The following is a 14,636-nucleotide window of genomic DNA, read 5'->3' as shown; positions in this document are numbered from 1 at the left end:
CCCGAGCCCCCTTCGACGACGTCGCCAAATCCGACCTGATAAAAAGTATCATTACCTGCGCCCCCATCGAGAAGGTCGACGCCGCTACCGCCCTTGAGATAATCATTCCCATCGAGGCCATAAAGGCGGTTTCCTGCGTCACCACCGGTGATGTTGTCATTGCCATTGGTGGCGGTGACATTGAAGCTCTCGAAGCTGTTGAAATATCGGCTGTCGACCCATCCGCCAGCGTAGTAGTAGATTAGACGTCCGCTTTCTTGGATATGGACGTGCGTAATTTGCGTTCCATCGGCAGTCGACGCATCGGAATAATCCAACGTGATTGTATCGGTTCCGGCGCCGCCATCGATGCCAAAGAGGTTGCCGAACACAGCAATGCTGTCGTCGCCCGAGCCAAGAATTCCGGCAACCTGCTCGATCCCTGTCAATGCACCACCAGTTGCCTCTCCAGTGGCTAAGTTGATCGTCAAATTTTCGGTGTGCCCACTGAAATCGAAGTTCACTAGGTCATTGCCCGAGCCCCCTTCGACGACGTCGCCAAATCCGACCTGATAAAAAGTATCATTACCTGCGCCCCCATCGAGAAGGTCTGCGGCAATGCCACCGAATATTCGATCGTTACCTTCAAGGCCATGAAAAGTATTTCCTCCATCAAGACCGTAGAAGAAGTCGCCACCGTCAGTGCCTGTGATGTTGTAGGATTCGAAATTTGAGAGATAGATCGACCGAAAAGTACCATTGTAACCGAAACGTAATTCGCCCGAACTTCGTATTTCCATCCACTGTATCGAATGCCCGTTATAATGGGCTTGACCGAAGTTTGCCGCCAGGCTGTCGAAACCTAATCCAGCGTCAATAGAGGAAAATACTCCTTCGAAAGTAAAGACGTCGTTGCCATCAGTGGGCGTTCCACTAGGTCCCGAGAAGTCATCATCGATAATCGTGAAGGATGCAGAAGCGAGGTATTCGCTAGCGGGCTGGTCAGGGTTCGACTGGACAATGAGGCCAAATGTCTCTGGATATTCCTCGTTGGCATCATCGAGAATGTTGATCGTCACATCCCTCGCAGATTCACCAGCAGCGAATGTCACCGGCACATTGAGCCAAAATTCGTAGTCCGAATTATTCAAACTGCCGCGATTGATCGTGGTGCTAATGTATACCGTCTCGCTTGAAGCCGTTTCCGGCCGTGACACGACAAATGTAATTGAGCCGTTGTGCTCACCAACATATCTCGATGAAGGAGTGATGGTGAAGGAGCCCGGGGAGCTTACGGTCAAGCCGGTCGTCACCTCTCCACCGCCGCCCACGCCATCGTCAACTAGCACATTGAGCTGCGCGTTCGAGGGAAGGCCTTCAAGCTCGATTATTCGACGCCAACCCATCGCGCCGTTGCCATCTGGATCAACGGAAATGTAGGTCTTGCCGCTTGCGCTGTCGGTTTTCCAAAGCGTTGTCGCCGCTTGTCCAAGCCCGCCAAACTCGGTGAAGATGGCGGTCAGGTCGATTACATCGCCTTCACCGGAATCGTAGCTGCCGGTATTGCCTTGGTTGAAGTCTTTGATGATCTCGTATTGAAAAAGACCAAGCTGGATTGAGCTGCCGTCGAAGACGAAAAGGTCGGCGCCTGGGCCGCCGAACATAGTATCGGCGTCAGCCTCACCGTTCAGAACATCATTGCCGCCATCGCCGTAAAGGGTGTCGCCGCCGTCTCCACCGTATAGAAAATCGTTTTCGGACTCGCCCCGTAAAGTGTCGAAACCGTGCTCACCGAACAGGCGGTCTTGACCGATACCGCCGTAGATCGTGTCGGCATCCCGGCCACCGTATATGGTGTCGTTGCCCCCTTGGCCGCGCAAATCATCGTTCTGACCACCGCCATAAATCGTGTCATCGCCTCCTTCACCATAGATCGTGTCACGCCCTGCGTTTCCTGCAAGAAAATCCGCGAAGGTCGATCCGTGAATGGTATCATCGCCGCCGTATCCGTCGATCATGACCTTTCCGGACGTTCCGCGGGCATCGATAAAATCGCCCGGTAGTCCGCCGAAAACGTTATAAAAAGGCGCCGGATCAGACGGCATCACGCCATGATAGCCATTCCATTCATTCGCGATAAAAATCGAAAATATCTGGTCAGCGGGATAGGCTGCAAAAATATCGCTTTGCGCAAGGCGACTTAATTCGGAATTGTATTGCCCCAGCGAATGCGATGCGAGATTGAGGCGCTCGCCATTGCGGTTGTCCCAGAGCAGCAAATCGTTGCTGCCAATTCTTGAGTCGAACATTTCTCCAACAAGATCATTCTGGTGCCGAATGATCGTGAATTGGCCAGCCCCATCAACCGTCATCCCCGGCGCGCCAAAGCCATATCCAAGGGAAACATTAGAACTGTAATTGAGCGCTTCAGCGGCAAGCGCGCCGCCTAGGCTGTGTCCGGTGGCAACGACTTCATAGGAGCCTGAAAGGTCTGCCAGATATGAAGTTAGCGCTGCAAACACGGCATCGAACTGGGAGAGTGCTGAATCTAGGTTGTCAGTCACAATTCCAGGGTAAGACTGAATGAAATCAGCCGGGGCCGCCAGTAAAGAGGGGTCCGTTCCGCGAAAAACTAGAGCGATCTGTCCGGTTTCGCCATTCCGAGCCACAAACATCCCGTTTTCGCCGGGAACGCCCGCCTGCACGCCGCCAATATCGTTCCTCAGCACGCCTGTAGTGTCGACAAGGACTTCGTGACCAAGGAACGAGAAGCGCTGCGCGCCTGCTTCAGTCAGACCCTGATAGGTCATGCCCAGTTCGCCGGGTGGCACATATTGCCAGCCATCGGGCAAATTACCCGACGCCAGCAAATCGGAGCTGCCATAGGCCAAATCTGAGAGCGAGGCGAAATCGGCAAGGTCACTCAGCGTCTCGCTTGAAGCGCCTACCCCCACCAGTCGCGCATCGACAAACGCCACTGGGTCGACCCATGTCGCGGGAGCGCCTGCCGGGTTGTATCCGTCATCAGCCGTGGGCAGTGTATCGTTGAGTGTGATCTCGAAATGCAGATGGGCAAGGCTGGAGGCGCCACTGCTGCCGAGCGATCCGATCTGCTGACCAATGGCAACGTCCTGACCGACAGACAGCCCTGCCACGCTATCCAAATGGGCATAGAGGCTGTGGACATGCGTAACCGTGATGCCATTAATCACTTCTGGTTCGGGAAGGTCATGCCGAAGGATGATGTAGTTGCCGAAACCCGTCGTTGATCCTCCCTGATCACCGACAATCGCTATCACAGTGCCGTTTCCGATCGCAAAGACAGGATCGCCAAGATCCGTATCGCCGCCGCCTTCACCGTTCCAGTCGGCGCCAAGATGGTAGGTACCGCCTAGTTCGCCATTGGGCTCGTCAAACCCTTGGGCGACATAGTAGCCGTCACCGTCTCGACTAGCTGTAATGCTCCCATCACCTAACGGATGACGAAATCGACTGGCTATTGGCATTCACTATCCCCTGCCCCAATGTGAAGTCATTATCATGATGCTATCATCACGTCCTAACTAACACCCATGATTTTTTGAGGTTGCGTCAAAATGGACGCGGAAAAGAATTTATTGTTGGCCTATTTCACTTCGCCACGGAGAGCACGAAGAATGTCCGTTTCCGTGATCAATGACTCGTAGCGTCTCTTCTTAGAAAAGTGAGAGAACTAGCCACTAAAATTAACACTGAAACACACGACAAGTCTCTCAGGGCACGGTCAGCTATCTAATCGTTTAATGTAAACCGGTCGTATCTTCGCGAGCCTACTGCGGTGCACGCCGCAATTTCGGCAGGCTGGCCACCAGCGTGGCGAGTTGGCTCGCCTTGTGCACTCCAGTCTTTTGATAAATGTGTTGGATGTGGGTTCGTACTGTAGCGATTGAGATGCCCTGTCTGTTGGATATCTGGAGCGCAGAAAGGCCTTCACTGAGAGCCATGAGCACTGGCACTTCCGCCCTGGTCAGGCCGTATAGGCTTCGCAGGAGGTCTGCGGCGGACGCGCCCGCTCTTCCACGATCTATCCAGATTAGTAGTGCAGTAACACCGCCGAAACTTTTGGGGACGATTGAAAAGCGCCAATCTCTGCCATTCGCGTCGCGCGCGGGAAACGCGGTGTGCCTGTCAAACCGATTGGTCGACGCGCCGTGCAACGCGCGCTTTAGGCGCCGCTGATCCACTGCCCGCACTAACTCTAACTTCGCATCTTTCATTCGGATCAGCTGCTGGGCCCGCAACAGAATCTCGGCTGAAGCGTTTGCAAATTGTACCCGCCGGTCTTTGCGCACGATGATGAAGGCATCTTCAACGCTATCGATACCCACTTGCGCGCCAACCGCGGAATCGCACAATTTTTGAAGCTTGTTTCGCAGGACAATCATACGCGTCAGGTGCGGCCTCAGCGTTTCGAGCCGGAGTCTCTCTTCTTCGGTGAAGTCAACGTCATCTCTCGGCCGGTGAAGGCCAACGAGCAAAGTGCCGCCATCCGTTCGGGAGTCAGCGAAGCCCACGCAATGAACTGTGTCATCGCCGAAGTGGCGAATAAATTCGTTGTAAAAAAAACTGTTGCAGAATTCATCTGCGGAGAGCCGATCGCTGAACAGTCGCGCTCTGCCCCAGTCGGCATCTCGATCCATCGAAAGGACCCAAGCGTCGAAATGTTGAAGATTATGCTCGACGTAGAAGTCCAGCATCTCGTCGGTGAAGTGATTCACCTTGATGTCTTCGACACTGTAGTTCGCGTCGAACAATTGAAGAGTGCAGGAGCGCGCACCTACGGAATGGGCGAGCATTTCCGGCAGGGCGAGGTAAGCGTCCTCATCCTCGATTGCTTCATAAATTTTGCCAATAAAATCCAAGACATTGCCCCCTCAATGCCGAGTTAAAATTCTCTCTCCGCCTTCCTTCCATTCAACCTTTCAGAGTCGACTCGGATTTTCCCGAGAACGTCATCAGAACTGATGATGACAAGATTACCAATAGTCAGCACAATTTCAACCTCGTGACCAAGTTTCGGTCTGTCTCTTGGGACCGTATACGGATGCTTGACAGGGGGTGACAGTGAATAGGATTTACGAACCCATAGATTTCGAGTTCGAAGAGCTATCCGGCCTCGAAGATCCCACCATGCTGGATCTCATCGAGTTGGCAGACGGAAGATTGCTTGCCGTGACCACCAGCGGGCTAGGGGGATCAGCGGCGGATTATTATCTGGTTGGCCAGTTCCTTGATGCCAGCGGTGAACCGTTAGGCTCCGCGTTCACGCTTGCCATCGCCACGGGTTCCGCGCCGCGAATGCCCAACATCGCTGCGTTGCCAGATGGCGGCTTCGCCATGGTCTACGATCCCGATTCTAACACGTCGGTAGACCGGCTCGTGCTGCAGTATTTCGACGCAACCGGGCAGCCAAGACTCATTACGCCGTATGAGGTTCAGCAAGGAACTACGATTGGCTTCGAAGATGAATTTCGCACGCTCGCCGACGACAGCGATAATGCTAATCCTAATTTTGCACGTGTCGCGGCGACGAACGCGGGAATTGTCGGTACAATTTGGTTGGAAAGCGAAAGTGTCTGGACTCCAGAAAGAGGCTGGCACGCCCTCTACTTTCTCCGTGGCCAAACCTTCGATCTTGACGGCGTTCCGCAATCCTCCGTCACTCTTGGTTTACCTTCATTCTCGCTCAGCATTGCGCGCCAGTCGCACCAGATCGAGGCTGTGGGCGAGGGCTTTGTAGTCACTTGGATCGATGATGCAGGGGTTCTCTCAGCGCAGGTGTTCGACACCGACTTTGCCCCCGTGCATCCTGCCTTTGAGATTGTTCAACCAACGCTGACGGGCGGTTCGATCTTTGACGCAGCAACTTTGGAGGATGGCAATCTCGTCTTTGCCTGGGCTGTCAATGTCGGTCCGACCACGGCTCGAAGCTATGATACATTCGTCCAGGTTTTCCAGCCGGACGGTACGCCAGTTTCCGAAGTAGTCACCGTTACGGACTGGGTCGACGGGCGACAGTATCAACCAAGCGTGACGGCAACGGCAGATGGCGGTTTCGTCGTAGCTTGGGACGGCATTAATCCGCCCGGCGTTGAAGCGTATTCAACAATAGAAGCGCGCGCATTTGACGCCATGGGAAATCCCGTCGGTGAAGTTTTCCAAATCGAAAATGGCGACAGTTATCAATCCAACTCGCAGAGCTTGCTGGGGCTCTCCACGGGCAATCTGATCGCGTGGTTCCAAGATCAGGATCCTTCCACGAGTGTGTGGGCAACGCAGACGCTTTCGCCGTTCGAAATCAATGCCACGCCCATCGCCACAGGTCGCCAGCAGGTTGTCCAGTTCGACACGACTATTGATGCCAGTGCAGTCGGTCTGGCGAATGATGAACCAATCAGCTTTGTTCTCGAATATTCGCTCGATCTTTCACCCGGAACGGGACACGTTAGCTCTGGAGCATCGTATGGTGGCGCAAGGCTAACCATGGTGATCGCAGGCGATACCATTTCCCTGCCTGCCTCGTTTGCGTTGCGTGACAACACATCGAGCGGCGACATACTGGATATCCGCTTTCAGCTTCCGTCAGGTGCAACACGCCCTAAGGTGGCCGGCCTCGAATTGTTTCAGATCCAGTTCGTCATGTACGATGCCGAGCGAATTGCTTTCGAAGGGACTGATTTGAAAGACGTTTCCGCTTGGTCCGGCGACTTCGATTCCGTCCTTCTGCAAATTTATACCTACAGTGAGACCTATGGAAGCGTGGTGCTAGGTCGAAACGAAACGGCCAATCCACCAGCCGAACCCACGGTGACATACACCGATCTGTCGCCAGAACCCCTTCCCGATGTGGACCTTGCTGCGGGCACGGCATTCGAAATCGACGTTCCCGCAGAAGCTTTCACCGACCCCGACGGCGATATTCTCACTCTGACAGCCGCTCTCGCTAACGGGGATCCGCTCCCGTCCTGGCTCACGTTCGATGGTGCAACCTTTTCCGGTACTGCGCCGGGCACAATCGGCAGCTCGGTCGAAGTGCGCCTCCTTGCATCGGACGGGGAGCTGAGTGCTTTCGACACTTTCTCGCTGGTGTTTGAAAACGCCGCTCCGGTCGCCGGGGACGATACGATCACTCTCCCGGTAGGTGGCAGCGGCTCGTTCGCCGTGGCAGACCTGCTCGCCAATGATTTTGATCCTGATGGCGGAGACATCTACTTCTTTGAGACCTCCACGTCGACGTGGAGCACAGCGGGATGGGACCTGTTTTACGGCGGAGCCGGCACCATTTCGTTTGTTTCCAATACGAGCCCCGTCGGCCCCAATTCGTTCGATTATCGGATCATCGACGATGAAGGTGCCGTCTCTTTCGGTACAGTGACGATCGAGCCCGAGGATCAAAACGCGCCGCCGAAATTCCACCCCAGCTTCGCCTATTCGGACGGATTTGACGACGGTATTCTGAACGGTGATGGCTGGAGCTTTCCGTTTAACGCCGTGGAAACCGGCGGGTACCTTTACCTCGAGCAGTACCAGACCGACCTCGGAGTAAAGGCGCTCTTCACTCCGGGATATCCGGTCGAAGACGCGTCTCTGCGTTACAGTATCTTTCACCACAATTCGGATGTTAGGAATTACGGCGATTATTATTATGGTCGCAGCATATTCCAGTTTGAGACCGCTGATGGCGATCAGGTTCAACTCTACCTCACGACGCAAAGAACGGCGTGGGCTCCCGACTACGACGACAACGCAGCTAATTACGACCGGCCGAAGCTGATCGTCACGCTGCCGGGCGGCTCCAGTTATAACCTCTTTGCCGATAACATCTTCTCGTCCTCGCTCTTCGACGTGTGGAGTGATTTCTCTCTCGACCTCGATAGCTACAGCGGAACCGTCGTGATCGACATGGATTCCGATGGTGTCGCAGAATTCACCGTTAGCGATCCCGGCCTTGTCGGCGCAGGACTGACCAGCGTTGATCTTCGGCCCTACGGGTGGTGGACTGGGCACCACATCAAGATTGACGATTTCTCCCTGACCGGCGGTGCACAGACCGAGATTGTGACCAGTGAGGATACGCCGAGCGATCCGATCCGTTTGCAGGCAAGCGACCCTGATGGGGACGCTCTTACATTCCGGCTGAAGCCTGGCGAGGAGCCGTCCCTCGGGTCTGTCTCGATCATCGGCGATACGCTTTCGTACAGCCCCGTTGCCAATGTCAGCGGTACTGACAGTTTCATCGTGCTGGTGGAAGACGGGAACGGAGGCGTCGACGAACAGCAGATCAGTGTTGTGATTGCGCCCGTCAACGATGCGCCTTTCGTAGATCTTGATCCGCAGGCTGCGGGAGCCGATGTCAATTTGGACTACATCGCCGACTCCGGTGCGCGGATCATTTCTCCGGACGGGATCGTCTCTGATACCGATTCCGCCGACATTACCGGGATCTGGAACATCAACATTACCGACGGGAATGGCATGCTCAGTTTCGTCAGCGAGGGCGACGGTGCAGGACAGGTCCGTTTCGAGGGGATGGAGGCGTATTACGAAGGGGTGCTGGTCGGCACCACATTTGGCACCAGCGGCACTGGTCTGCGAGTTTTCTTTAATGCCAATGGTACGCCGGAAGCGGCCGAGGCGATCCTTCGCTCCGTTGCCTACAGCGTGACGACGGATGACTTTTCGCAATCTGCCCTGGTGCAATTCCTGCTGACCGACGGGGATACGCAGCCGGATGGCAGTCAGTCGGCGACGATAACGTTCGCCAACATTGCGAATACGCTCCCCAACCAGCCGCCTATGGCCGAAGACATTTCGGGCAATGCCAACGAAGATGGCCCGACCATCACTCTCACCGCCGATTTCATTGATGGCGATTTGGGCGACACGCACAGCTTCACGATCGACACCACGGAAACGCTGGGTACCGTCATCAACAATGCCGACGGAACATTCAGCTACGATCCTGCAGGGGCGTTTGACTATTTACGAGATGGTGCGATCGTTACCGACAGTTTCACTTACACGGTCGATGATGGAAAGGGTGGCATGGGTACCGCCACCGCGACGGTCACCATCACGGGCGAGAATGACCTGCCGATCGTTTTTGCCGATCCCGCCGCTGGCCAGAGCGATCTGATCCTCATCAATGATACGCCTGATCCCACATCATCGGTGTCGCTGGTGCCCAGGTTCTTCTATACCGATGCCGATATAGGCGACAGCCATGCGGGCAACACAATCCACGTCGGCACACCTGGAGGACGCCGCGGGACCTTCGGCGGCGGAACGGAATTTTCGCAAACTGTCACCACGCCCGGAGTGGCCCTGATAAGCTACAACCTAGCTGGCACAGAACTAGACAAACTGGCTGAAGGCGAAGTGGTCGACGAGGTCGTCCGGTTACGCGTTCTGGACAATTCAACCGGCAGCTATTCTCCGCTGACGGCCGGCACGATTGACGTCACTTTCCGGCTAGTCGGGGTCAACGACGTTCCGATTGCTTACGGCGACAGTGCCGCAACAGGCGAGGACGAGGCGATCCCGATCGACGTTCTTGCAAACGACGTGGATCCTGACAACGGCGCCGTCCTGACGCTATCGGCCGTAGGCAACCTGACCGGCAAAGGAACCGTTTCAATCAGCGGAAACCAGCTTGTCTTCGATCCAGGACAGGACTTCGATTATCTCTCTGACGGCGAATCCGGCATAGTCACGCTGACCTACGATGTAGTCGACGAGCACGGGGCGACGGATTCCGCGCAAGTTCAAGTGACGGTAACGGGACTCAACGATGCGCCTGTCTTCGTCGGCGGTGGTGGAGGGGGCGATCTCGATCTGATCTTCGCGACGGACGAGACGCTGGACCTTTTCTTTGAAAATGACGGAAGCGGCAATTTCAGCGCCTTGCCCAATACCGCGATCGGTGGCGATAATTTGATCATCGGGGCTGGCGATCTCGATGGTGATGGCGATCAGGATCTTGTTGTCGGCGGGCACCAGGGGAACGGAACCTATATCTGGTTGAACCAGGGCAGCGGGCAATTCCTGGTCGGGCAATACATCAACCAGTTCCTCGTCGGCTCACTAGAAATCGAGGACTTCGACTATGACGGCGATCTAGACGTGATGGTGATCGGGTCTTCAAATGGCGGGACCAACCTCTTTTTGAACGACGGAACCGGCTATTTTCCGACGGTTCGCAACCTTGGTTTCGACCGGACGCTGAACAGCATCTCGGTCGACATCGACGGCGACGGAGATCTCGACGTCGTCACGCCCAACAGTTTCCAGCCTTCGCGCATCTACTTCAACGACGGCAGCGGAAATTTCACCGTGGATTCCACGACTTTACCGAACGGGCGGTATAGCGGGGTGATCGCCGGTGATTATAACGGCGACGGGCATATCGACCTTGTCATGACCAATGTGACGGACAAGCGGGCAGAAATCTTACTCGCCGATGGATCAGGCGGCTTCACGGCATCTTCAACGATTGCGCTGAATGGCTTCCCGAACGGAATCGAAACCGCGGATTTTGATGGCGATGGGAACCTCGACTTTTTCGTCGCCTCGGTCACCTTCGACGAGCTCTTTCTCGGTGACGGCCAGGGAGGTTTCGTCTCATCGGGGCAGGATTTTGGCAACGCGCTCACGCGTAACGCGACGCTGGGTGACGTGGATGGCGATGGCGACATTGATATCGTCGCGGCCCGTCAGGCTGCTCCCAGCGCAATCTATCTCAACGACGGCACGGGCTACTTCACGGACAGCGGGCAGGAACTGGGGCTCGATGCTTCCTTTGCCGCCCTACTCGTGGACATTGATGGCGACAGTCCTGCGACTGACAGCGCATCGCTGACCGAACTTGCCGATGGCGATCCGGACGAACTAGTGAAGCTGCTAGAAGCGAGCGGCGTTCTCGCATTCTCGGATCCGGAAGCCGGAGACGAGCATACAGCCACGTTCACACCACTCGGCAGCGGTTATCTCGGAAACTTCGCAATCAACCCAACTTCTGCGGGTAGCAGGGTGCTAGATTGGACTTTCTCCATCGCCGATGCGGACCTAGATTTCCTGGCCGAAGGCGAATCGCTCGAGCAAGTCTATTTGATAGAACTCTCTGATGGCATCGCAGACAGCGCCCAGTCTCAGGTGACAATTACGCTGGACGGACGAAACGACGCGCCAGTGGCTTATGACTTCACTACTAGTACTTTCGAGGATGGTCCGGGTTTCGTTGTTTCCGCAGACTTCGTGGATGTCGATTTGTCCGACACGCACAGCTTTTCCATAGATCAAAGTTCAACGTCCGGGCAGGTCACCGACAACGGCGACGGCACTTTCACTTATAATCCCGCCGGAGCCTTCGAATACCTCGCCCTTGGTGAGACGGCGACCGACAGCTTCTCCTACACGGTCGACGACGGGAACGGCGGCGTAGATACCGCAACGGTGACTGTGACCGTGCATGGCCAAAACGATCTGCCGGTGGTCTGGGCTGGACCGGGACAGTCAACCGAATTCACCATCACCGACACCAGCTCGCCCGAGGCGCCATCCACCCTGAAGATGTATTTCAACTTCAGCGATGCCGACCTGACCGACCTGCATGCCGGTTCCGGCCGATACCTGGGAACTACGGGAGCCGCTCGCATCGGCTCCTTCGGCGGAACCATCGACAGCCAGCAAAACGGATCTGCAAACGGCGTTGGACTGCTTATCTATTACGTGTTCGACGGGACCAAGATCGACGCGCTAGGTGAAGGAGAAATCGTCCAGGAATTCGGACAACTGGTCATCCTCGACAATTCCACCGGCAGCTATTCGCCCCTCACCGCCGGAACCATCGACGTGACGATCACGATTGTCGGAGTGAACGATGCGCCGATTGCTCAGGACGACGTTGCTGCCGTGGATGAGGATGCAAGTACTGGTGGCAACCTGATTGCCGGCAGCGATACCGATGCCGATAGCGATATCCTCTCCATCCTCGAGATCGAGGGAGCGTTGCCCGGCACCGCCATCAGTGGCGTCTACGGCACTCTGGTGGTCGGGGCCGACGGCTCTTTCACCTATTCAGCTGATGCCGATATCACCGATACGCTCGTACCAGGGACGATCGTGCAGGATACCTTTGACTACATCGTGACTGATGGTTCACTCACCGATACGGCCACCCTCACCGTGACCGTCACGGCCATCAATGATGGCGTTGTGGCCGAGGCCTCAAGGGGTGGCGGAGTCCTGACTGGTACCGATGGCGACGATGAAATCTCTGGTGGGCGAGGACAGGAAGAAATTTTCGGCGGGGAGGGTTTCGACCGGCTGAGCGGCGACAACGGAAATGACTTTATTGATGGCGGCGCGGGCATCGATCTCCTCGAGGGCGGCAAGGGCAACGATATCCTGCTTGGCGGTGCCGGAGATGATGTCATCGTCGGCGGCAAGGGCAGCGACATCATGACAGGCGGGCAAGGCGCGGACATTTTTATTATCGACGGACCTGACAAGTCGCGCGATAGCGATACCATCACCGATTTCGAAGTTGGGGTGGACAAGCTCTATCTTGCAGATGGTCGTACGATTGTCGCTATTGAGGAGGCAAACGGCGATACGATCCTCAGCCTGGACAATGGAGGAGAATTGATTTTGGAAGGTGTTTCGGACCTGAGTGAATGGGATGGTCTGCTTGCGCCGGATTTGCCTGATTGGTTCTATGCCTCAAGCGCAACGTCGCTAAGCTCTGATCAAGTCATGACGACGATCACGGAGAGCTTTGCTTAGCGGGGGCTTCATCAACTCGGTCCAGTATCGGCCCTGAGTGAGGGCGAGCTTTTCTCGGTTCCTCTCTACCGTCCTTCCGTTGATCAAGCTCTGCGACTCGGACAGTATTTTTGGGCTCGCTCAAAATACCGAACTCGAACCGTCACAGCCAAAAAGTCCCGGGGCAGCTATGGGGGCATACACACAGCTTATGAAAAAAAGCATCGCAATTTCAAAGTAGTATATGCTTGATGCGGTTACTCTTCTGGCACCACTTACCTAGGGACGACAGCTTCAAGCATTGTGGCTTTTTGTTTTTGCCTGGCTCGCATCGGCTTGCTCACGCTCGCTGTTAAGGCGGCCGACCATTGTCTCCAGCGCCATCGGCACGCCCAATTCATAGCCTTGCAGGTAATCGCAGCCTTGCAGTTGCAGCAAGCGTGCCTGCCATTCGCTTTCGACTCCCTCGATCACCGTTTTCATGCCGAGTGAATGGCTGAAATCGACCATCGAGCGGATGATGCGAATGGCCTTGTCGCTTTGGCCCAGGCGCTGGATGAAGGACTTGTCCAGCTTCATTCCATCAAGTTCGAAGTTCTGCAGGTAGCTAAGCGAGGAGTATCCGGTGCCGAAATCGTCGAGATAGACTTCAATGCCGACCGTGCGAAGCAGATCGATGGACTCGCGCGCTCCGACGATGTCGGAAATAAGCACGCCCTCGGTCACCTCGACAACTAGGCTCGACGGCGACTGGCCCGAAGCGATCAACCGGTCGATCAGGCGTTCGGCAAAATCCTCATGCCGGAAATAGACTGGCGAGACATTGACCGTAACCGGTCGCCGGATCTGCGCGACAGCTTGCAGGGCCGTGTCCAAAGTCCATTCGGTCAATTGCACGATCTGGCCGCTGTCTTCAGCCACCGATACCATCAGTGCAGGTGAAATGCCGTCAAGCACGGTTCCCTGCGAGCGCAGCAGCGCTTCGACCTTTTCGGTCCGGCCGGTGCGCGCATCCACGATCGGCTGATAATGCAACATGAAGCGACTATCGAACTGCGATTTGCCAAGCTCGACGCGGATGGAATTTTCGCGGATCTGGCGGTTGGACATGAGATCGTCAAAGATATGGTATGCGCCGCGTCCGGCGTTCTTCATTTCATACATCGCCATGTCGGCACGTCGCAGCAGTTCATCGCCGCCGTGTACCACTGGATCACCGATCGCTATGCCGAGCGATGCGGACACTTCGACCAGACGATCAGCGAGCCTGTAGGGACGGCCGATCGCGTTGATCAGCGCCTCGCCGACTTCGCGCGTCTTTTCTTCGCTTTCGAAAGGAAGGATCGCGGCAAACTCGTCGCCGCCAAGTCGGGCGATGGCAACTGGGTCATTAAGAACTTCGCTTGTGCGCTCGCCAACGCTTTGCAGCAGCCTGTCACCGACATCGTGACCCAGTGTATCGTTGACTTCCTTGAACCGGTTGAGATCGAAAAACAGCACCATGATCATGCTGCTTTTCGAATCGATCGCGGCCAGATCATGCAGGATCGTGGTAAACGCTGTGCGGTTGAGATGGCCCGTCAGGGGATCGATGCGCATCTTGCGCTGGCTCTCTTCCAGCGAAACGATTGTTTCCTGGTTCTGCGCGTAGGCATTCTCGTATTCGCGGGCGAGCTGGATGAAGGCGAGGACGCCTGCCAGAATGCCCATGAAAGCAAGCGCGCCGATCACGAAATTCAATTCCATGACCGCCGTGACCATTGCCACCACGAGGAATGCGCCGGCAATTAACGCCCGCGTTTTTCCCGACCGGCTTGGTCCTGTCAGAGCCTGATGGATTGCACCACGGTTCATAA

4 protein-coding genes are annotated in these 14,636 nt (G+C 55.7%); 1 reads left to right on the top strand and 3 read right to left on the bottom strand.

All coding sequences use genetic code 11. The features are described from left to right. Nucleotides 1–3,485 (bottom strand): peptidoglycan DD-metalloendopeptidase family protein (locus AAC850_RS04885; RefSeq protein WP_340587503.1); only part of this gene is annotated, 3,485 nt, incomplete at its 3' end. A 303-nt stretch (nt 3,486–3,788) separates the two neighbouring features. Then, entirely contained in the window at nt 3,789–4,880 is a 1,092-nt protein-coding gene (locus tag AAC850_RS04880) for a helix-turn-helix transcriptional regulator (protein WP_340587502.1), read from the bottom strand. 202 nt (nt 4,881–5,082) lie between these two features. Between AAC850_RS04880 and AAC850_RS04875 the strand changes: the two genes are divergently transcribed. Next, entirely contained in the window at nt 5,083–12,801 is a 7,719-nt protein-coding gene (locus AAC850_RS04875; RefSeq protein ID WP_340587501.1) for an Ig-like domain-containing protein, read from the top strand. 273 nt (nt 12,802–13,074) lie between these two features. Here AAC850_RS04875 and AAC850_RS04870 read toward each other — a convergent pair whose 3' ends face one another. Then, complete coding sequence (locus AAC850_RS04870; protein ID WP_340587500.1) at nt 13,075–14,634, bottom strand: putative bifunctional diguanylate cyclase/phosphodiesterase; 1,560 nt, start codon at nt 14,632–14,634, stop codon at nt 13,075–13,077. Nucleotides 14,635–14,636 lie beyond the last annotated feature (2 nt).

It is taken from the genome of Erythrobacter alti (assembly GCF_037996805.1).
GTDB classification, from domain to species: Bacteria; Pseudomonadota; Alphaproteobacteria; order Sphingomonadales; family Sphingomonadaceae; genus Alteraurantiacibacter; species Alteraurantiacibacter alti.
Note: the sequence above shows the minus strand (reverse complement) of the source record. Positions and strands in the feature narration are given on the sequence as shown.